The organism is Halomarina salina (genome assembly GCF_023074835.1).
GTDB lineage: Archaea > Halobacteriota > Halobacteria > Halobacteriales > Haloarculaceae > Halomarina > Halomarina salina.
The window spans coordinates 2441684-2462482 of record NZ_JALLGW010000001.1 but is presented as its reverse complement, the minus strand read 5'-3'; the positions used below and the strand labels follow the sequence as shown (position 1 = coordinate 2462482).

The following is a 20799-nucleotide window of genomic DNA, read 5'->3' as shown; positions in this document are numbered from 1 at the left end:
GGAGAACTGCATGTTCGTGCAGCCCGACCGCTCGAACTGTCGGTGACGATAGGGATGACACCCTGTTTCGCAATAGGTGTAAAACGGTGACCTTATTCAACCCTCGTCACAGAACACCAGTAGGTACCAACAATGGACCGTCGCAAATTTCTGAAGGGGGTCGGTGTCGCAGGTGTGGCCGGACTCGCCGGCTGTACCGGTGGCCCGGAGGAGGAGAACGACAGCACGCAGAACGACTCGTCCGGTGGGGGTTCGACCGCCGAGACGACGACAGGGACGGAGGGGAACGCGTCCGGCAACGGGTCGACGGAGTCCACGGACTCCGGCGGGTCGGGTGGCAGCGCGAACATCGGGATGGTGTACGCGACCGGCGGCCTCGGTGACGGGTCGTTCAACGACCAGGCGCAGGTCGGTCTGCAGCAGGCCGCCGAGGAGTTCGACATCCAGTACAACGAGTCCGAACCGGAGCAGGCCACCGAGTTCAAGACGTACCAGCAGTCGTACGCCGAGTCGACGAACCCGGACTACGACCTCGTCTCGTGTATCGGGTTCGCACAGGCGGAGGCGCTCGGTGAGGTGTCGGGGCAGTTCCCCGACCAGGACTTCATGATCGTCGACGCCGTCGTCGAGGCGGACAACGTGGCGAACTACACGTTCGCCGAACACGAGGGGTCGTTCCTCGTCGGCCAGATGGCGGGACTGCTGACGACCCAGGAGTTCTCGGCGGGCGCTGGCGAGACGAACGGCGACGCGACGGTCGGTTTCGTCGGCGGCGTCGAGAGCGACCTCATCAAGAAGTTCGAGGCGGGTTACCGCGCTGGCGTCCAGGCGGCCAACTCCGACGTCGAAGTGCTGAGCACGTACGTCGGCGGCTTCAACGACCCGAACGGCGGGAAGTCGGCCGCCAACTCGATGTACAGCCAGGGCGCGGACATCATCTACCACGCCTCCGGGAACACCGGGACGGGCGTGTTCGCCGCCGCACAGGAGCAGAATCGGTTCGCAATCGGCGTCGACCGCGACCAGTCCGTGACGAAACCCAACTCCGCGAACGTCATCCTCGCGAGCATGGTCAAGCGCGTCGACACCGCCGTCTACAACTCCATCGAGGCCGTGGCCAACGGTAACTTCGAGGGCGGGGCGACGACGGCGCTCGGCCTCGAACAGGAGGGCGTCGGCATCGTCTACGGCGACGCCATCGGCGGCGAGGTGCCGGAAGAGGTCAAGACGCAGATCGACGAGTCCCGTCAGGCGATCATCGACGGGGAGGTCGACGTCCCGACCAGTCCCTGACCCGGGCGAGCGACTCACAACACGACAACGAACTTTGCCACTCTCTCAATGACGACTGCCGTCCACCTCGACGGAATCACGAAACGTTTCCCCGGCGTCGTCGCCAACGACGACGTCGACCTCGCCGTCGAGCGCGGCACGGTCCACGCCCTGCTCGGCGAGAACGGTGCGGGCAAGACCACGCTGATGAACGTCCTCTACGGCCTCTACAGCGCCGACGAGGGCAGCGTCGTCGTCGACGACGTCGAGCGTCACTTCGGGACGCCACGCGACGCCATCGACGCCGGTGTCGGGATGATCCACCAGCACTTCATGCTCGTCGACCCGATGACCGTCGCCGAGAACGTCACGCTCGGCTCCGAACCGCGCAAGTGGTTCGGCCTCGCGGTCGACCGCGACGCGGCGACGCGGAGCGTCGACGACCTCTGTGACCGGTACGGCTTCGACGTGAACCCCGACGACCGCGTCGAGGACATCCCGGTCGGCGTCCAGCAGCGCGTCGAGATTCTCAAGGCGCTGTACCGCGGTGCCGACGTGCTCATCCTCGACGAACCGACGGCCGTCCTCACGCCACAGGAGGTCGAGGACCTCTTCGACGTGTTCGACGAACTCACCGACCAGGGCAAGACCATCATATTCATCACGCACAAACTCGGCGAGGCGATGCACGCCGCCGACGACGTCACCGTCCTCCGGGACGGGGAGAACGTCGGCACCGTCCCCGCCGACGAGACCACCAGAGAGCAGTTGGCCGAACTGATGGTCGGCCGCGAGGTGCTGCTCGAAGTGGAGAAGACCCCTGCCGACCCCGGCGACGTGACGCTGGACGTCTCGGGACTGCGCGTCAGCGACGGCCGGGGCGTCGAGCAGGTGTCGGGCGTGGACCTCGACGCCCGCGAGGGCGAGATCTTCGGCATCGCGGGCGTCGACGGCAACGGCCAGACGGAACTGGTCGAGGCCATCACCGGCCTCCGGAGCGCGGACGACGGCACCGTCTCGTTCGACGGGCAGGACGTCACCGGTCGCTCGCGTCGTCACCGCATCGAGGAGGGGATGGCGTACATCCCCGAGGACCGACACGAGCGGGGGCTGGTGATGGAGTTCGACCTCGTCGAGAACGGCCTGCTCGGCAGCCAGCACTCCCCGCCCTACGCCACGAACGGCCGCCTCGACTGGACCGAGGCCCGGACGCACGCCGAGGACGTCATCGCGGAGTACGACGTGCGACCGCCGAACGCCGACGCGAGCGCCGAGTCGCTGTCGGGCGGGAACCAGCAGAAGTTCATCGTCGGGCGCGAGTTCGCCCGCGACCCGCGGTTCGTCGTCGCGATGCATCCCACGCGCGGGGTCGACATCGGGTCGACCGAGTTCATCCACGAGCAGTTGCTCGGGTTGCGAGACGACGGGGCGGGCGTCCTGCTCGTCTCCTCGCAACTCGACGAGGTCCGCGGCCTCTCGGACCGCCTCGCGGTGATGCACGACGGCGAGTTCATGGCCGTCGTCGACCCCGAGACGGTGACCGAGGAGGAGATCGGCCTGCTGATGGCCGGGGAACGTCCCGAGCGGTTCGACGAGGGGGACGGCGAGCAGCGCCCGAGCACCGCCGGGACCCCCGGAGGTGAGCGATGAGCGGCGCAGGTGACGCGGACGACGGACGCGACCGCAGCGACGCGACCGGTGACAGCGGTGGCCCCGACGACGGTGGCGGAACTGGCGGGACCGGGGGGAGTCCCGGCAGCGACGGCACCGACTGGGGGAACAGAGCGCGCGTCGCCCTCGACCGACTGGTCGAGGCGAGCGCGTTCGAGCGCGTCCTCATCAGTTTCGCCGCGCTGCTGCTCTCCATCCTCATCGGTGCGGTGGTCATCCTCGCGGCGGGACGCACGGCGACGTGCGAGACGGCCGCGACGACGTACTTCGGCTACGGCTTCTGTTACGACCCGTTCCGGGTGTACGACAGGCTGTTCCTCGGAGCGCTCGGGAACCCCGTCAACCCGCTGTTCGACCCGCTCCACGGCGAGTTCGCCGCCCCCATCCGCGAGGGGTGGACGCCGTTCAACTCCCGACTGGCCGACACGCTGACTGAGACCACCGTCCTCGTGATGACGGGGCTGTCGGTCGCCGTCGCGTTCAAGGCGGGTATCTTCAACATCGGGACGCAGGGCCAGATGGTCGTCGGCGGACTGGCGAGCACCGTCGGGATGCTCCTCGTCGCACCGCTGGTCTCGGGGCTGGCGGCTACGGTCGTCCTCATCACGGTCGGCGTCGTCGTCGGAGCGGTGTTCGGCGGTCTCTACGGTGCGATACCGGGGGCGCTGAAGGCGTACGCGGACGCGAACGAGGTCATCACGACAATCATGCTCAACTTCGTCGCGTCGCTCGTCGCACTCTACCTGCTCCAGAACGTGTTCGGCGACCCGGAGAGCCTCTCGACGAAGACGCGTGACCTCCCGGCGGAGGCGTCGTTCCCCAAACTCCTGTACGCGCCGACCGACGAGTTCTCCATCCTCGCGCTGGTGTTCGTCACCCTGCTCGTCGGGGCGACGTACTACCTCCTCCGGTACACCTCGTTCGGGTACGACCTCCGGACGAGCGGGCTCCAGCCGGAGGCCGCCGAGTACGGCGGCGTCGACGCCGCCCGGACCGTCGTGGCCAGCATGACCATCTCCGGGGGCCTCGCGGGCATCGCCGGCACCGTCTACGTCCTGCTGTTCTCGGGGTACTTCCAGCTCCCGCTGCCCGCGTACGGTTTCGACGGCATCACCGTCTCCATCCTCGCGGGGAACAACCCGCTGGGGGTCCTCCCCGCGGCGTTCCTGTTCGGCGTGCTGAAGAGCGGAGCCATCTCCATCCAGACCGACCCGAACGTCGACATCCCCATCCAGCTCGTCGGCGTCCTCCGCGGGCTCATCATCCTGTTCGTGGCGATGCCCGAGTTCTTCCGCCTGCTCGGCAAGCGCCTGTCGAACACCGGCCGCCGCGGCCGTCGCCTCGGTGGCGCCGTCCGCTCGGACGGCGGCCACCCCGGAGGTGAGCACGATGAGTGAGGCCACCGTGGACGGCGACTCGACCACCGGCCGTGACTGGACGAGCGGTCGCTTCGTCGTCGTCGGTGCCGTCCTCGTCGCGCTCGTCGTCCTCGGCGTCGCCGGGACGCTGTTCCCGGACTCGACGGCGGGTGCGCTCGTCGACATCCTCCTGCTGCCGGGGACGTGGTCCTCGACGCTCGTGCTCGCCGTCCCCATCACGCTCGCCGCCGTCGGCGGTATCTTCGCCGAGAAGTCGGGCGTCATCAATATCGGGCTCGAAGGGTTGCTCATCATCTCGGCGTTCACGGCCATCTTCGCGGCCGACATCACCGGGAGCCTGTGGCTCGGGTTCGGGGCGGCCATCGCCGCCAGCGTCGCGCTGGCGCTGGTGTTCGCCGTCGTCTGCATCGAGTTCCGCGCGAACCAGATCATCGCCGGACTGGCCATCTGGCTCATCGCGCTCGGCCTGGCACCGTTCGCGGCGCGCCTCGTCTACGGCGGCCCGAACACCAAGAGCCTCCCGTTCTCGGTGCCGTCGGTCCGGAACGCGGGCATTCCGGTCGTCTCGCCGGTGTTCGACAGCCTCGCACAGGTGAGCCTGCTCGGACCGTTCCAGGCGCTGTTCCGAGCGTCGCTGATGGTGTACCTCATGTTCGCCGTCGTCGCCCTCAGCTGGTACGTGCTCAACCGGACGAACTTCGGGATGTGGGTCCGCGCGAGCGGCGAGAACCCGAAGGCGCTGGACACCAGCGGCGTGAGCGTTCCCCGCGTCCGCTACGCCGCCGCCGTCCTCTCGGGTGTGTTCTGCGGACTGGGCGGGGCCGCGCTGTCGTACAACGTCAGCCAGTTCACCGGGAGCGGACAGACCATCGTCAACGGCAAGGGGTTCATCGCCATCGTCGCGTACCTGTTCGGCAACTACAACCCCGTTGGGGCGATGTTCTCGACGTTCCTGTTCACCGGCCTGGAGGCGATTCAACAGCCGCTGCAGTTCGCCGGCATCGGCGTCCCCGGGACGCTCATCCAGACGTTCCCCTACATCGGCGTCATCGTCGTCCTCGCGCTGGTCGGCCGCACGCGCATCCCGGAGGCGGCGGGCGAGCACTACGAGACCGGCGAGGACAACTGACTCCGGTACGACGCTGTCGGACGTCGCTAGCGACGACGTGCGGTGGCTATTTCTCGCGACCACCTGAACGAGGGGGTATGGACGATGCCGAACTCGTGGCCCGCGCTCGCGAGGCGTTCGACGGTGCCTACGTCCCGTACTCCGAGTACCCGGTTGGGGCGGCGCTCGAAACCGCCGACGGCACGGTGTTCGTCGGCTGTAACATCGAGAACGCCAACTACTCGAACTCGCTGCACGCAGAGGAGGTAGCCATCGCCGAGGCGGTGAAGAACGGGCACCAGACGTTCGCCCGCCTCGCCGTCGCCTCCGCAGCGCAGGACGGCGTCACGCCGTGTGGGATGTGCCGGCAGACGCTCGCCGAGTTCGCCGACGCCGACCTCCGGGTGCTCTGTGACGGCCCGGACGGCGTCGCGGAGTACACCCTGGGCGACCTCATCCCGAACACCATCTCGCTGGAGACGCTCGAAGACGCCGCGGACCGGCGGGAGCGAGGCGGTGGGCGATGAGCCGAGACGTCTTGCTCACGGCACCGGCGTAACACGGCTCACGGCACAGTTATCTCCTCGTCCGACTATCCGTCCCTCGTGACTACTCAAACCACCTCCACCTCGAGCGGTTCGTTCAGCATCGGCCACGTCCTCGGCGTCGCCGTCGGAGCGCTCGTGTTCGCCTACGGGCTCCTGCTCGTGCCGGTCTCGCTCCTCGGCGGGTTCTGGATCGCCGCCATCGGCGCGTCGCTCCTGCTCGCCGTCCTCTTCGACACGGAGTGGGCGGGCGACAGGTGGGGCATCTCACCGGCCGACCGGCGGACGCTGTCGCTGTCGTTCGGCATCATCGCGGTGGTGCTGCTCGTCTCGTTCGTCGTCGTGAACTACGCCGGGGTCTCCGGGCCGACAACCGAGACCGGCTCGTCGAGCGCGTTCGCACCGTTCGTCGACTGACAGAACCATCCACTCCTTCCGAGACGGCTGTGAACCCGTCTCGACGACGCCGATAGCGCACTCACTGCGTGTGAGCCATCCCGCCGTCGACGACGAGCGACTCGCCGTTGACGTACCCAGAGAGGTCGCTGGCGAGGTACAGTGCCGCGTCCGCCACGTCCTCGGGCTGGCCAGCGCGCCCGGACGGAATCGTCTCGACGAACGCGTCTTCCTCGTCCGTGCCGAAGATGGGCACGTCCTCCGTCGTCATCGTCGTCTGGATGAGTCCTGGGTGGATAGCGTTCACCCGAATGCCGTCCGGCCCGAGCGTCGCCGCCAGCGAGTAGGTCAGTAGACGGACTGCCCCTTTCGACGTGCAGTAGGTGACGAACTCGGCGGACCCCTGCAACCCCGCCACACTGGAGAGGTTGACGATGGTTCCGCCGCTCTCGTTGGCTCGCATCCGTTTCGCGGCGGCCTGTGCCCCGAAGAAGACGCCCTTGACGTTGATGTCCATCAACTGGTCGTACTGCTCTTCGGTGACGTCGACGAAGTTCTCTCCCCGGAAGATGCCCGCGTTGTTCACCATCGAGGTGACGCCGCCGAACTCCTCGGCCGCGTCCATCGCCGCCTCCAGATCGTCACGACTCGTGACGTCGCACTCCACGAACGCCGCCTCGGCGTCCGTCTCCTCCGGTATCTGTTCGTGGGTCGGCGTCCCACCCTCTCGGGGGTCGGACTGGATATCCGCGACCACGACGTCCGCGCCCTCGCGGGCGAACGCCAACGAGATCGCTCGTCCGTTACCACTGGAACCGCCCGTTACGACTGCCGTCTCGCCGTCTAGCATGCCAGGCATATGCACACAGAGGTCGCGGTGCGAGCGCCATAAACTAGCAACATACTGACACGATGCGAAACCAGACCGTACCGTGTAGTCAGCGCCTCGTGAACGCTGGAAGGACATCCACCCACTTTTACCCGCTCCGACGGACGGTCGGGCATGAGCGACCCAGAGCACGCGGACGACGAACAGTACCACATCGCGGTCGGTTCCGGCGACGTCGCGGAGACGGTGCTCCTCCCGGGGGACACCGACCGCGTCGATACCATCGTCGGCCAGTGGGACGAGCGCGAGGAGGTCGCCAGCCACCGCGAGTACCACACCGTCACCGGCGAGTACGAGGGGACGCCCATCTCGGTCACATCGACGGGCATCGGCGCACCGTCGGCCGCCATCGCCGTCGAGGAACTCGCGCGGGTCGGCGTGGAGACGTTCATCCGGGTCGGGTCCTGTGGCGCGATTCAGGAGGAGATGGACATCGGCGACCTGGTCATCACCTCGGGCGGCGTCCGTCTCGAAGGCACGAGCGGCGCCTACGTCCGGGAGGACTACCCCGCCGTCGCCGACCACGAGGTGGTGACGGCGCTCGTCGCCGCCGCCGAGCGACTCGGCTACGACTACCACGTCGGCGTCACCGCCTCGACGGACTCGTTCTACGCCGGGCAGGGCCGCGAGGGGTTCGGCGGCTACGAGTCGCCCGGCGGGAAGGCCCTGTTCGAGGAGATGAAGGCCGCGAACGTGAAGAACTTCGAGATGGAGGCCAGCGCCATCTGCACGCTCGCGAACGTCTACGGTCTCCGCGCTGGCGCGGTCTGCACGGTGTACGCGAACCGCACCACCGGCGAGTTCCGCACCGAGGGCGAGGGGCGTGCCGCCGAGACGGCGAGCCTCGCCACCCACCTGCTCGCCCGGATGGACGAGGTGAAAGCAGAGGCCGGGGCGGACCGCTGGCACGCGGGCCTCTCCCTGTGACCGACGACAGGACTTTCACCCGTCGCGTCCCGTGGTAGACGATGACGGGACTCCGCAAGCACGCGTGGTCGATGGCCGAGGCCGCCGAGGAGGAGATCGAGACGGTGTCGGCTGAGGACGTGGAGACGCGACTCGGCGACGAGAGCGTGACGCTCGTCGACATCCGCGACGTCCGCGAACTGTGGATCGAGGGGACGATACCGGGCGCGAAACACGCGCCGCGCGGGATGCTGGAGTTCTGGGCCGACCCGGAGACGGAGTACTACCGCGACTGGTTCGACCCGGCGCACCGCTACGTCCTGTTCTGCAACGAGGCCGGGCGCTCGGCGCTCGCCGCGAAGGTCCTCCAGGAGATGGGGTTCGAGGACGTGGCGCACATGGCGGGCGGGTTCACCGCGTGGCAGACCGCGGGCTACGACGTCGAGGACGTGCCACAGAAGGACTACAAGAGCCAGTAACGCGGTCGCGTCGAAGTCGAAGGGCGAACACGGCGACGCGCTACGAACTGCATCACACGTGGCGGGGCGCGTCGCACTCCGCTCGACCCGTCACGTGACTGCTCTCAGCGCACGACGGGTCTGGCCCCAGTTTGCTACTTGAATGTTCGCGGCGCGGTGTGCGGTGCGGTTGCACCAGGTTACTGAACCGCGAGCGAGTGAGCCGCGGAGCGGCGAACGAGCGAGCGGCCTTTTTGTGCCATTGTGAGACGCTTCGCGTCTCACAGGCTCCCAGAAGCTTCGTCGCCGAAACCGTTGGTTTCGGCTGGCACACGAGAGCTTCGCTCTCGTGAACGTCACCGGCGGCTTCGCCGCCGGTTGCCAGCGGAACGGAGTCCCGCGCGCTTGCTGGAAGAGGGTTTTCGAGGAGCGGTGCCCGCAGCGAGTGTCGCAGGCACGGGCGAGGACACCCGACGAAGAAAACGGTGCTGTTACATGTCGGTCCAGGCCTTCGCGGCGCGACTGGTGCCGGTGATCTTGTTGATCCAGCGCGCGGCGATGGCCTTCTTCAGCGTCTTGGCGGGCATGCCGCCGAACGGGTTGCCGAGGACGCGGGCGATGGGCATCTCCGCGCCCTCGATGGGTTTGACGTCCTGTGCGACGGCCTTCTCGCCGACCGAGATGACGGTCCCTTTGTCCTTGTACCGCCACTCCTGGAGCGGCTGGTCGTTCATCGCGCGCTTGAGGTTCTCGCCGACGACCTCGGCGGCGTCCCAGGCGGCCTGTGCCGTCGGGGGCGCGGGCTCGTCGCCCGGCTGTTCGACGAGCGCGGAGTCGCCGATGGCGAAGATGCCGGGTTCGCTCGTCTCGAACGTCGAGGCGGCGTGGAGCCGGTGGGAGCGCTCGTCCTGCCCGATGTCGAGCTTCTCGGCCACGTTCTGGCCCGTGATGCCGCCGGTCCAGAGCAGCACGTCGTACTCCAGTTCCTTGTCGTCGCCGACGTAGACGGTGTCGTCGTCGACCTCGCCGATGAACTCGCCGGTGTGAATCTGGATGTCGCGCTCGCGGAGCATCTCGTCGAGCTGGGCCTGAATCTCGGGCTCGCCCGGCGGGAAGACGCTCTCCAGCCCTTCCACGATGTGGATGTCGATGGGAGCGCGGTGCATGTCGCGGAACTCCGCGATCTCGCCCGCGGACTGGATGCCCGACAGGCCCGCCCCGCCGACGATGACCTGTGCGGGGTCCGAGCGCGTCGCGTCCCGTGCCGCCGCCTTGACGGCGTCGTGGACCTCCAGCGCGTCCGAGAGGTTCTTCAGCGTCAGCGCGTGCTCCTGGAGGCCGTCGATACCGAAGAAGGCGGTCTGGGAGCCGATGCCGACGACGCAGTAGTCGAAGTTGACCGTCGTGCCGTCGTCGAGTTCGACGACCTGTTCGTCGCTGTCGATGTTCGTCACTTCCGCCTGTACGAACCGCGTACTGGGTGATTTGATCTCGTCGACCGGGATGGCGATCTTCTCCTTGACGCGGGGGTTGCGGATGCACCGGTGGGCCTCGTGGAGAACGAGGTGGTGGTCCACGTCCGACACCCACGTCAGGTCGACGCGGTCGCCGAGTTTCTTCTCGATACTCTTGACCGCGCCTGCCCCGGCGTACCCCGACCCGAGGACAACGACGTTCTCAGTCATATGCCTCACCTCAACCCCATCGGATACAAAGGCTTTGGATAGAGAATGTGCCTCGGTGTCGAACACCGTGCGGTTCGGTATCGCTATCGAGTCCCCGTCTCGTCGGTCGGCCCGTCAGTTCGGTCGGTCGCCAGTCCGACACAGCAGCGCGGTTCGTCGGTTCGACTCACCACGAGGTCAGTGCTCGGGGTCGCCCGCGGGAGCCTGCATCTTCGTCGTCGAGACGACGAGGACGTTACTCGACTCGTCCTTCCCGTCGACGACGCCCTCGATGAGGAGCTTCGAGCGCGGCGTCGGCCCGACGCGGACGGTGTCGCCGTCGTGGAACTCGTTGATGGAGCCGTGGAGTCGAATCTCCGCCCGGCAGAGTTCGGGGTGATGGACGCTCGTCAGGTCTATCTCCTGTACGTTGGCGTCCTGTACCTGCTCACCGTTGTGGAACAGCGGTACCTCGGCGGGTTCGTCGAGGTCCTGAATCTCCAGCGCCTCGTAGGCGTTCGCGGTCGGTTTGTACCCGCCCTTCGGACCCGGAACGCCCTCGACCAGCTGGAGCGCCTTCAGCGACTGCATCTGGTTGCGGATCGTCCCCGGGTTCCGGTCCGTGCGGTCGGCGATGTCCTCGCCCTTGACCGCTCGCTCCGACGAGCCGTAGAGATTGATGAGCTCCTGCAGAATCTTCTTCTGGCTCGACGTGAGCTCTATCGATGACATGCTGTAGGATTCGAAACTCCACGTGATAAACCCGACGGTGGAATCGACCGTCGCGCACGGTGGACGGGGACCGCTGAGTGGACCGACAGGCCTTTGCCACGCCATCGTGGCACACCGGTATGGAAGGGAACCGAGTCCTCGTGACGGGCGGTGCCGGGTTCATCGGGTCGAACCTGGCGAACGCGCTCGCCGAGGACAACCACGTCATCGCGCTCGACGACGCGTACCTCGGGACCGCGGAGAACCTCGACCCCGCCGTCGACTTCGTCGAGGGGTCGGTGCTCGACGACGACCTGCCGGCGGACGTCGACGCCCTGTTCCACCTCGCCGCGCTCTCCTCCCGGAACATGCACGAGGAGGACCCGATGCAGGGTGCGCGCGTCAACGTCGAGGGCTTCATCAACACCGTCGAGCAGGTTCGAGCCGAGGGCTGCGACACCGTCGTCTACGCGTCGACCTCCTCCATCTACGGCTCCCAGACCGACCCCTGCTCGGAGGACATGCCCGTCGAGGCCCGCACCGGCTACGAGGCGTCGAAGATGGCCCGCGAGAAGTACGCCGAGTACTACTCGAACTTCCACGAGATGAACGCCGCGGGGATGCGCTTCTTCTCGGTCTACCAGGGCTACGGTGGCGCGGAGGAGCACAAGGGCGAGTACGCGAACCTCATCGCGCAGTTCGCCGACCAGATAGCGAGCGGCGAGTCGCCGGTCATCTACGGCGACGGGACGCAGACCCGCGACTTCACGCACGTCGACGACATCGTCCGCGGCCTCGAACTCGCCGCCGACCACGAACTCGACGGCGTCTACAACCTCGGCACCGGCGACGCCTACACCATCAACCACCTCATCGAACGACTGAACGAGGTGCTCGGGACCGACGTCCAACCCGAGTACGTCGAGAACCCCCTGAAGAACTACGTCCACGACACGAAGGCCGACCCGTCGAAGATGAAGGACGCGACGGGGTGGGACCCCGAGATAGACTTCGACGAGGGGCTCCGCCGCGTCTGCGCGTCGTATCTGTAATCACTGTAATCGCCCGTTCCGTTCTCGCCACCGACCCGCCGTCGGACCGGACGCATTTATCCCCCGAGGCGCTACCGTCTGGCGATGCAACGCCGCCGGTTCCTCGCGGGTGGTCTCGGACTCGCTGGCTCCGCTGTACTCGCCGGCTGTTCCGACTCCTCCTCCGCCGACCCCTCCACCGACGCCAGTACCACCGCCGACCAGTCGTCGAACAGCACCACCGGGACGGCGACGCCCCCAGGGACGCCGGGCGAGAAGCCCTCGGGAATCTACGTGCAGTCGTTCGTCGAGACGATGTCGATGCAGGGGACGAAGACGGCGGGCGACTACGCGTTCGCGCTCATGTTCACCGTCCCGCACACGTTCTGGAACGTCAACGGGACCGAGGTCCAGGAGACCGCGAAGACGCCTGAGGACAGCCTCCACCTGATGGCGCAGGTCTGGGACCCCGAGACGGGGACGGTGCTCCCCGAGACGGGACTCTCGGTCGAGATCCGGCGAGCGTCGGGCGGGAGTGCGGGCGAACTGGTGAGTCAGGAGGTCATCTACCCGATGTTGAGTCAGCCGATGGGCTTTCACTACGGCGGGAACTTCACACTGCCCGAGAACGGGACGTACTCCGTCGCTCTCAGCGTCGGCGGGACGAACATCCGCCGAACGGGCGCGTTCCAGGGGCGGTTCGGTGACCCCGCTACCGTCGAGATTCCACTCGACTTCACGAACGAGACGCAGTCCGAGGTCACCACCCGCGAGGTCGAGCAGGCGGGCCAGCAGGGGGCGCTCGCTCCGAACGACATGGGGTCGCTGCCGACCGCTCGTGCGCCCGCTCCCGAGGACCTCCCCGGAACCGTCCGCGGTCGGACGCGCAGTGACGACGCCGTCTTCGTCGTCACCACCCTCGACTCGCCCCCGGCGGGCGTCTCGGGCGACGGCTACCTCGCCGTCTCGGCGCGGACGCGGTACAACGACCTCCTCCTCCCCGCCATGGGCCTCGACGCGACGGTCACGCGCGGCGACGAGACGGTGTTCGACGGCTCGCTCACGCGGACGCTGGACCCCGACCTGAACTATCACTACGGGACGAGCGTCGACGTCGAGTCGGGCGACTCGCTGACGCTCACGCCGACGGCGCCGCCACAGGTCGCTCGCCACGAGGGGTACGAGACGGCGTTCCTCCAGTTCGAACCGACGACGCTCGACCTCTGAGCGGCGAGAGTGAGGGAGAAAGAGGGCGTGCAGTACGTCGCCGCGAGGACTCACCGCCGGGCGGCGATGTGGTGACCGTCGGACGGCGACGTGGTGACCGTCAGGCGGCGACGTGGGACGGCCCGACCACGGCGTGCGACGCACTCCCCACGGCGGCCGACGACCGCGGTTCCAGCGAGGCGGCCCCCGGCGTCGACCGGGAGCGGTCCTGGTACTGTATCTCGACGATGACCTGCTCGCCGGTCGACGACTCGATTCTCTGCCTGAGGTCGCTGGCGAGGTCCGGGTACTCCTCGCCTGTCGGCCGGGAGACGACGACGCTGACGGTCGGCGTCTCATCGAGCATCCGGATGGAACTCACCTCGGTCTGGACACTCACGAGGCTCAACTGCGCGTACTCGTCGCTGGTGACCGCGTCGGTGACGATGTGGTTGACGTCGTTCTCCAGGGCGACGTTCCCGCCGACGACACCGCCCGCGACGGCGAGGATGCCGACGAGGATGACCAGCGCACCGGCGGTCGGCGCGTAGCGTCGGACGGCTCCGACGTCGGCGCTCCCCCACGAGTCGGGACGGTAGCCGAGGTACCAGAGGACGACGAACCCCGAGAGGTTGACCGCGACGGCGTTGACCACCAGCAACAGGAACGCGCCGACGGCGACCGACGGCATCCCCCACGCGATGCCGATGCCGACGGCGGCCGCGGCGGGGACGAGGGCGGCGGCGATCATCACGCCGACCAGCGAGACGGGGAGGGCGGTGGCGAGGCCGAACGCCCCGGCCGCGCCCGCACAGAACGCGACCGAGACCGAGAGCAGGCCGGGCGAGATGCGCTTCGATATCTGGCCGACGGTCGTCACGTCGAGCGCGTTCGGGACGAAGCCGCCGAGTTTCAGTAACCCGCCGAAGGCGACGGCCCCGACGATGGCGATGGTGAACCCGACAATCTGGGTGCGGACGCCCATCTTCATCATCCGGGTGTCGTCGAGCACCATCCCGACGCTGGCGATGAGCGCCGACCCTACCTGCGGGGCGATGACCATCGCGCCGACGACGACCGCCGGGGAGTCGAGCAGGAGGCCCGCGGCCGCGACGATGGCCGAGAAGGCGGTCAGCGAGTAGTACGTCAGCGCGTTGCGGTACATGTCCAGCGCCTTCGCACGGATCTCCTCTTTTGCGACCGAGTCGTCCTCCTCCACGCCCGCGACGAACCGGTCTTCGAGTTCGTGGTAGTGCTCGGTCTTGGCCGTCTCGGCGCTCCCGATGATGGTGTACTCGCGGTCGTCGACACCCGCGTCCCGGAGTTTGCCGAGGACGAACTCGACGGCCTGGGTCGGGAGCGGGAACTCGACCAGCGAGGAGTCCTTCTCCGTCGTCGCGTCCTTGGTGACGACGAAGTCGATGTTCTCCTCGTCGAGAATATCGAGGACCGTATCGAGCTGGTCCTCGTCGACGAGGAGCTTTATCAGGCGCATACCGCCACCGCGACGGCCGACGGCTTAGTGTTGGTGCCCTGTCCGTGTCATCTGCAACGAAAGACAGCCACAGAACGCAGAATCTCGGGGTCGGTGGGTCCCCTGGAGCGCCGTCGGACCGCACGGCTGGCCGCAGACACGGACCGAACCGGCGGCCCTTTGTCGTCGGCCGGTGACGCCACGAGCATGACACGACCGCTACGCGTCATCGGCGTGCCGATGGACCTCGGCGCGGACCGACGTGGCGTCGACATGGGCCCCTCCGCCATCCGCTACGCGGGCCTCCACGACGAACTCGTAGACCTGGAGTACGACCCGACGGACGTCGGCGACCTCCCCGTCACCCACCCCGAGGTGGGCGACCCCGACGCCGTCACTCCGCGGACGGGCAACGCGAAGTACATCGGCGAGGTGGAGAACGTCTGCACCCGACTGGCCGACGAGGTGGCCGAGACGCTCGCCGACGGGGCGTTCCCGCTCGTCCTCGGCGGCGACCACTCCATCGCCATCGGGTCGGTCAACGGCAGCGCCCGCGACGCCGACGTCGGCGTCGTCTGGTTCGACGCGCACGCCGACTTCAACACCCCCGAGACGACGCCCTCGGGCAACGTCCACGGGATGCCGGTCGCCGCGTTCCTCGGCGAGGGCGAGTTCGGCGACACCGACTGGGCGCAGGCGAACGTGAAGCCGGAGAACGTCGCGCTCGTGGGACTCCGCAGCATCGACCGGACCGAGCGCGAGGAGTTGCGCGAGAGCGGCGTCAGCGTGTTCACGATGAGCGACATCGACGAACGCGGCATCACCGACGTGACCGAGGAGGCACTGGACGTCGTCGGCGAGGGCACCGACGGCATCCACGTCAGTCTCGACCTGGACTGGCTCGACCCGAACGAAGCGCCGGGCGTCGGGACGCCGGTCAAGGGCGGCGTCACCTACCGCGAGGCGCACGCCGCGCTCGAACGCACCGCACGCCGCGACGTGCGCTCGCTGGAGGTCGTCGAGGTCAACCCCATCCTCGACCGCTCGAACCGCACGGCCGACCTGGCGGTCGAACTCGCCGCCAGCGGTCTCGGCAAGCGCATCATCTGACCATGACCGACGCGGACCCGGGAGACGGTACGGACCGCAGCTCGGTGCGCGAGACGTACGACCGCATCGCCGAGCACTTCTCGCAGACCCGCGAGCACCCGTGGCCGGAGGTCCGCGAGTTCTGCGAGTCCGCCTCGACGCCCGACGACTCCGGGACCGCGCTCGACCTCGGCTGTGGCAACGGTCGCCACGCCGAACTGCTGGCCGAGCGCGTCGACCGGGTGGTCGGCGTCGACGCCAGCACCGAACTGCTCCGCGTCGCCCGCGACCGGGCCGTCGACCGCGGCTATTCGGACGCGCTCTCGCTCGTCGCGGGCGACGCCGCGCGCATCCCGCTCGCCGCGGACAGCGCCGACCTCGGGGTGTACGTCGCCGCGCTCCACCACCTGCCGACCCGCGAGTCCCGCCGGGCGAGCCTCGACGACCTCGCGCGGGTGCTCGTGCCGGGTGGGCGCGCGCTCGTCAGCGTCTGGGCCGTCACGCACTCCAAATTCGACCGCGAATCCGGGTTCGACACCACCGTCGACTGGACGCTCCCCGGCGGCGAGACGGTCGGCCGGTTCTACCACGTCTACGACCTCGCGGAGTTCGAGGCCGACTGCGCGGCGAGCGCGCTCGGCGTCGAGCGGATATACGAGAGCGAGGGCAACTGCTACGCGGTCGTCACGGGACCAGCGTGACCCCTGGGGCTCACCACCGGGACGCGAAGGCGCGGGGGAAAGGAAACGCACATACGTCGGGACTTGGAACCAGATAATAGCTTCAAGAGCACCGGTGTCTCACCGAGCGAAGCGAGGTGAGGCACGGGATGCGAGTGCACCGGTGTTTCGCCGAACGCAGTGAGGCGAAGCACGGTGCGAGCGAAGCGAGCACCGGTGGTCTAGTGGCAGGACCTGAGCCTTCCAAGCTCATGGCCCGGGTTCAAATCCCGGCCGGTGCATCTTCTGAACGGAACCACGCGAGGAGCCGATAGGCTCCGAGCGAACTGGAGTGAAGAGATGCACAACGAAGGGATTTGAACGAGACGTGACGCGCGCAGCGGAGCGAGCACGTCACGGCGTGGTTCACAATCCCGGCCGATGCATTCTGCGGTGTCGTCGAGTCGTTCGGCGTTCCGACTGCCAGCCCGCTCACTTCGCCTCGAACCCGAAGACCCGGCGGAGTTCGTACTCGATGCGGTCGACGAACTCGTCGAGGACGGCGTAGAACCGCTCGTCGTCGACCGGGAGTTCTCCGACCCGCTCGCGCGGGCTTTCGGGCAGTTCGACGCGGAACTCGCCGTCGCCCTCGTAGAACGGTTCGCTCTCGTCCAGCACCTGGCGGTCGATGGCTCGGAGCAGGGTCGAGTCGTACTCGCCGTGGAAGTGCTGGTACGCGTTCCGGTACGCCGTCTGCAGTTCGTCCAGATAGTGGACGTACTTCTCCTCGAACTGCTCGGGGTCGAAGGCGGTCACACCTCTGCGGTAGGGCGGTACCGCCGAAACACCTTCGTCCGGCCGGCCTCCGTCGCCTCGAAACGCGGGACGAGTGGGGAATCAGGCGGTCTCGGATAGCCGAACGACCACGGGGACGCCCCACCCGGAACGGAATCGGAACTCCGGCAGAACCCCCACAGGAGCACCGAGGCGTCGAGAATCCACCGAAGCGCTCGCAATCGGAACTTTCGGAACCGACCCGGAACGGTATATCACCGAATCGGGAGACCCCGATAGTATGCGAGAGAGGGACGGAGAGGGGATACCGGAACTGCCGACGCTCGGGACGGGCGTCCACCTGCTAGAGACCGACGACAGCGTGCGCGCGGCGGTGCACTCGCTGGTCGTCGACCACCTGCTCATCCACTCGGGTGAGGCGCTGTGGGCCGACAGCCACGGGCACGCGCGGACGCAGTCGCTCGTGCGGCTGGCACCGAGTCGGCGGTTCCTCGACAGGATTCGGATGGCGCGCGCCTTCACGGCGTTCCAGCACCAGACGCTGCTCGCTCGACTGGCCGACCGCGTGGACGGCGACACCGCGCTCGTCGTCGTCCCGGCGTTCGACCACCACTACCGGAGCGACGACCTGACGCGCGGCGAACCCGAGCGGATGGTCGAAGCGGGCGTCGGTCACGTCGAGGCCGTCGCCGAGCGCCACGACGTGGCCGTGCTGGTGACGCGCGAACGCGACGACGACCTGACCGACCCGGTGGCAGGTATCGCCGACGAGCGGATGCGCGTCGAGACGACGCGCTTCGGCCCGCGGTTCGTCGCCGACGGGTTCGAGACGCTGGTGTACCGCGGGCACGACTACGTGCAGACGACGCTCGCGTTCTGGTCGCGCGTCCTCGAAGAACGGCAGCAGGCCCGCGAGAGCCTGCGCCGGGAGGTGCTGGCCTGATGGGTCGAACCAACCGGACGTTCCGGGACCTCCTGCGCGGCATCGAACGGCGGTGGGGCGACTACCGGCGGGCGCTCAGGCGGCGCGACCAGTCGCGGTTCGACCGCCTGTTCACCTACGCCCGCCGCCACGCCGACGCGGCGAGCTACCTCAACCACGAGACGCCACTGTTCCCGGCGCTCGTCGGCATCGACCTCGAACAGGAGCGACGCCTCGACGCCCTCGACGACCGCCTCCGGGCCGTCGAGTCCGGCAGCGACGAGCGCGCCGGCGACGAACGTGGAGCCGACGGGAGGGTCGACGGACCCGACGACGGTGACCCCGACGATGGCGACCCCGACGACGCGAGCGACGGGAACGGCGCGACCGAGCGACCGTCGACGCCCTCGGAGTGAGTGGATGCCGTTCACGTTCGACTTCCTCGACGGTGACGTGCTCGCGTGGTCGGTCGACGGCGACGGTGTGGCCTGCGAGCGCATCGAGGACTACCGGCCGACGATGTACGTCTCGGCCGCCAGCCACGAGCGGGCGGACCTCGACGAGATTCGCGGGTTCGTCGCCGAACACCCCCACGTCGTCGACATGGCCTACGAGCGCCACCGGCCGGGGTTCCGCCACGACGCCGAGGCCGTCCTGCGCGTCGACGTCGACGACGTCAAGTCGGTCACGTCGGTCGCCCACACCGTCCGCGGGTGGGGGACGCCCGGCGAGTACCGGCTCTTCGACGTCGACCTGAGTCGCGAGTTCCGGTTCTGTCTGGAACGCGACGTCGAGCCACTGCCCGGCGGTGACGTTGAACCGGACGACGACTCCAGTCGAGAGCTCCGGGTCTGTACCATCGACGTCGCGGCCACGCAACTGGCGAGCGACGCCATCACCGGACTCGCCGTCGACGGACGCGACTACACGGGGGACCCGCAGGACGTCCTCGACGACCTGGTCGCGCACCTCCGGGAGTCCGACCCGGACGTCCTCGACCTGAACACGGCGAGACTGGTGCCGCGGCTCTCGGCGACGGCGGCCGCACACGACCGCGAGGACCTGTTCCTCGGTCGACGGCCGGGCTGGCAGCAGCTTGCAGGCGCGTCGACGTACACCAGCTACGGGGAGGTAGGACACTCGCCCGCTCGCTACTCGGTTCCGGGGCGCGTCATCGTCGACCGGTCGAACACGTTCCTGTGGAACCGCTCGAACCTCGCGGGCTGTCTCTTCGTGGTCGAGCAGTCGCGCAAGCCGCTCCAGGAACTCGCGTGGGCCTCCATCGGGAACGTCCTCACGGCCATCCAGATTCGGGAGGCGAGACGGCGGAACGTGCTGGTGCCGTGGAACTCGTGGCGCTGTGAGTTCTTCAAGGGCGCTCGACAGCACCTGGACGCCGACCGGGGCGGCCACACGGTCGAACCCGAGGTCGGCGTCCACGAGGACGTCCACGAACTGGACTTCTCGGCGCTGTACCCGAACATCATGGTGACGCGGAACGTCAGCCCCGAGACGGTCTGCTGTGGCTGCCACGCCGACCGCGAGGACGTGCCCGGCCTGGGCTACAGCATCTGCGACGAGCAGGGCTACCTGACGGACGTGCTCGGGCCGCTCATCGAGCGCCGAGACCGGGCCAAGGGGACGTTGCGTGCGAGCGACGACCCCAGGGCACGGGCGGTCGCCGAGGGGATATCCAGCGCCATCAAGTGGATCCTCGTGAGCTGTTTCGGCTACCAGGGGTTCTCGAACGCCCGCTACGGCCGCATCGAGGCCCACGAGGCCATCAACGCCTACGCACGGGAGATACTGCTCGACACCAAGGCGACGCTGGAGTCCCACGGCTGGCACGTCCGCCACGGCATCGTCGACAGCCTCTGGGTGACTGCCGACCCCGACCGCTCACAGACGCCGCTCGACGACCTCTGCCGGCTGGTCAGCGACGACGTCGGCATCCGCCTGGAGTACGAGGGCCGGTTCGACTGGCTGGCGTTCTGTCCCGCCGCGTCGAGCGACGCTCCTGCCGCCGCGGGCGACGCTCCCGACGCCGGCGTCGACGGGGCGCTGACGAAGTACTTCGGTCGACGGAGCGACGAGACGGCCGCGCCCGACGACGCGCAGTACAAGTTCCGCGGCGTCGAGTGTCGCCAGCGGAGCACGCCGCCGTACGTCGCCGACGCCCAGCGGACGCTCGTCGAGACGTTCGACAGACACCGCACGCCCGAACGGGTCTGTGACCGCCTGCGGGGGTTCCTCGCCGAGGTCCGAACCGAGGACGTCGACCCGCTCGACCTCCGCATCGAGAATCGGGTGTCGAAGGCCGCCGAGGAGTACACACAGCGAACCCGGAACGTCGCAGCGCTCGAACGCGCCGCTCGACTCGGGATGGAGAAACACCCCGGCGAGGGCGTCGCCTACGTCGTGGTCGACGACGACCGGCGGTCCTGCGACCGGGTGCGACTCGCCGCCGAGCGTCCCGACCGGTACGACGCATCGTTCTACGCCGACCTCCTGGTTCGCGCCGCGACGAGCGTGGTCGGCCCGCTGGGGTGGCGCGAGGGCGACGTCCGGCGGTACCTCGCCGACCGCGTCGACGGGACGGTCACCGCGTACTGACCGCGATTCCA

20 protein-coding genes and 1 tRNA gene are annotated in these 20799 nt (G+C 68.2%); 16 read left to right on the top strand and 5 right to left on the bottom strand.

Annotation, left to right across the window (positions count from 1 at the left end; all coding sequences use genetic code 11):
- Window positions 1-132 precede the first annotated feature (132 nt).
- From MX571_RS12605 to MX571_RS12580, 6 genes are all read left to right on the top strand, one after another.
- A complete protein-coding gene (locus MX571_RS12605; protein ID WP_247417219.1) occupies window positions 133-1293 on the top strand; it encodes a BMP family lipoprotein in 1161 nt (386 codons plus the stop codon).
- Window positions 1294-1341: 48 nt separating this feature from the next.
- Entirely contained in the window at window positions 1342-2922 is a 1581-nt protein-coding gene (locus tag MX571_RS12600; RefSeq protein WP_247417217.1) for an ABC transporter ATP-binding protein, read from the top strand.
- Window positions 2919-4340 carry an ABC transporter permease gene (locus MX571_RS12595; protein WP_247417214.1) on the top strand — a complete coding sequence of 474 codons (1422 nt, stop codon included), beginning with the start codon at window positions 2919-2921 and terminating at the stop codon, window positions 4338-4340. Before MX571_RS12600 ends, MX571_RS12595 begins: the two co-directional genes overlap by 4 nt.
- Window positions 4333-5451 carry an ABC transporter permease gene (locus tag MX571_RS12590; RefSeq protein WP_247417213.1) on the top strand — a complete coding sequence of 373 codons (1119 nt, stop codon included), beginning with the start codon at window positions 4333-4335 and terminating at the stop codon, window positions 5449-5451. The genes MX571_RS12595 and MX571_RS12590 overlap by 8 nt, the downstream gene beginning before the upstream one ends.
- Before the next feature lie 77 nt (window positions 5452-5528).
- Window positions 5529-5957, top strand: coding sequence for a cytidine deaminase (cdd, locus tag MX571_RS12585; protein ID WP_247417210.1), 429 nt, complete (start codon window positions 5529-5531; stop codon window positions 5955-5957).
- Between the two features lie 78 nt (window positions 5958-6035).
- Window positions 6036-6392, top strand: a complete 357-nt coding sequence (locus MX571_RS12580) for a hypothetical protein (RefSeq protein WP_247417208.1) — start codon at window positions 6036-6038, stop codon at window positions 6390-6392.
- A 61-nt stretch (window positions 6393-6453) separates the two neighbouring features.
- Here MX571_RS12580 and MX571_RS12575 read toward each other — a convergent pair whose 3' ends face one another.
- A complete protein-coding gene (locus tag MX571_RS12575; RefSeq protein ID WP_379751954.1) occupies window positions 6454-7221 on the bottom strand; it encodes an SDR family oxidoreductase in 768 nt (255 codons plus the stop codon).
- Between the two features lie 153 nt (window positions 7222-7374).
- On the opposite strand from MX571_RS12575, the gene MX571_RS12570 reads away from it, so the two are divergent.
- Window positions 7375-8187: a nucleoside phosphorylase gene (locus MX571_RS12570; protein WP_247417202.1), complete on the top strand. Its 813-nt coding sequence runs from the start codon at window positions 7375-7377 to the stop codon at window positions 8185-8187.
- Between the two features lie 41 nt (window positions 8188-8228).
- The gene (locus MX571_RS12565; protein ID WP_247417201.1) at window positions 8229-8645 is read left to right on the top strand and encodes a rhodanese-like domain-containing protein; all 417 of its coding nucleotides are present in this window, start codon (window positions 8229-8231) and stop codon (window positions 8643-8645) included.
- Window positions 8646-9115: 470 nt separating this feature from the next.
- On the opposite strand, the gene MX571_RS12560 is transcribed toward MX571_RS12565, so the two are convergent.
- Both MX571_RS12560 and MX571_RS12555 read right to left on the bottom strand, forming a co-directional pair.
- Window positions 9116-10309: an NAD(P)/FAD-dependent oxidoreductase gene (locus MX571_RS12560; protein ID WP_247417198.1), complete on the bottom strand. Its 1194-nt coding sequence runs from the start codon at window positions 10307-10309 to the stop codon at window positions 9116-9118.
- Window positions 10310-10486: 177 nt separating this feature from the next.
- Complete coding sequence (locus tag MX571_RS12555) at window positions 10487-11020, bottom strand: HTH domain-containing protein (protein WP_247417197.1); 534 nt, start codon at window positions 11018-11020, stop codon at window positions 10487-10489.
- Between the two features lie 119 nt (window positions 11021-11139).
- On the opposite strand from MX571_RS12555, the gene MX571_RS12550 reads away from it, so the two are divergent.
- Both MX571_RS12550 and MX571_RS12545 read left to right on the top strand, forming a co-directional pair.
- Entirely contained in the window at window positions 11140-12051 is a 912-nt protein-coding gene (locus tag MX571_RS12550) for an NAD-dependent epimerase/dehydratase family protein (RefSeq protein WP_247417195.1), read from the top strand.
- A gap of 84 nt (window positions 12052-12135) precedes the next feature.
- Window positions 12136-13257 (top strand): DUF7350 domain-containing protein, encoded by a 1122-nt coding sequence (locus MX571_RS12545; RefSeq protein WP_247417191.1) that lies wholly within the window; start codon window positions 12136-12138, stop codon window positions 13255-13257.
- 100 nt (window positions 13258-13357) lie between these two features.
- Here the strand turns inward: MX571_RS12545 and MX571_RS12540 are convergent, their stop codons facing one another.
- On the bottom strand, window positions 13358-14731 hold the full coding sequence (locus tag MX571_RS12540; protein ID WP_247417189.1) for a TIGR00341 family protein: 1374 nt from the start codon (window positions 14729-14731) through the stop codon (window positions 13358-13360).
- A gap of 186 nt (window positions 14732-14917) precedes the next feature.
- On the opposite strand from MX571_RS12540, the gene rocF reads away from it, so the two are divergent.
- The 3 genes from rocF to MX571_RS12525 all read left to right on the top strand — a co-directional run bounded on the left by rocF (window position 14918) and on the right by MX571_RS12525 (window position 16760).
- Window positions 14918-15820: an arginase gene (gene rocF, locus MX571_RS12535; RefSeq protein ID WP_247417186.1), complete on the top strand. Its 903-nt coding sequence runs from the start codon at window positions 14918-14920 to the stop codon at window positions 15818-15820.
- A 2-nt stretch (window positions 15821-15822) separates the two neighbouring features.
- Window positions 15823-16500, top strand: coding sequence for a class I SAM-dependent methyltransferase (locus tag MX571_RS12530; protein WP_247417183.1), 678 nt, complete (start codon window positions 15823-15825; stop codon window positions 16498-16500).
- Window positions 16501-16689: 189 nt separating this feature from the next.
- A tRNA-Gly gene (locus MX571_RS12525) sits at window positions 16690-16760 on the top strand.
- Window positions 16761-16950: 190 nt separating this feature from the next.
- Here the strand turns inward: MX571_RS12525 and MX571_RS12520 are convergent.
- The gene (locus MX571_RS12520; RefSeq protein ID WP_247417181.1) at window positions 16951-17274 is read right to left on the bottom strand and encodes a DUF5783 family protein; all 324 of its coding nucleotides are present in this window, start codon (window positions 17272-17274) and stop codon (window positions 16951-16953) included.
- A gap of 259 nt (window positions 17275-17533) precedes the next feature.
- Here MX571_RS12520 and MX571_RS12515 point away from each other — a divergent pair, with 259 nt between their 5' ends.
- From MX571_RS12515 to MX571_RS12505, 3 genes are read left to right on the top strand one after another with little or no spacing between them, the layout of a single operon-like run.
- On the top strand, window positions 17534-18196 hold the full coding sequence (locus MX571_RS12515; protein WP_247417178.1) for a P-loop NTPase family protein: 663 nt from the start codon (window positions 17534-17536) through the stop codon (window positions 18194-18196).
- Window positions 18196-18591, top strand: coding sequence for a DUF8156 family protein (locus MX571_RS12510; protein WP_247417175.1), 396 nt, complete (start codon window positions 18196-18198; stop codon window positions 18589-18591). Before MX571_RS12515 ends, MX571_RS12510 begins: the two co-directional genes overlap by 1 nt.
- A 4-nt stretch (window positions 18592-18595) precedes the next feature.
- Window positions 18596-20788 (top strand): type B DNA-directed DNA polymerase, encoded by a 2193-nt coding sequence (locus MX571_RS12505; protein WP_247417172.1) that lies wholly within the window; start codon window positions 18596-18598, stop codon window positions 20786-20788.
- Window positions 20789-20799 lie beyond the last annotated feature (11 nt).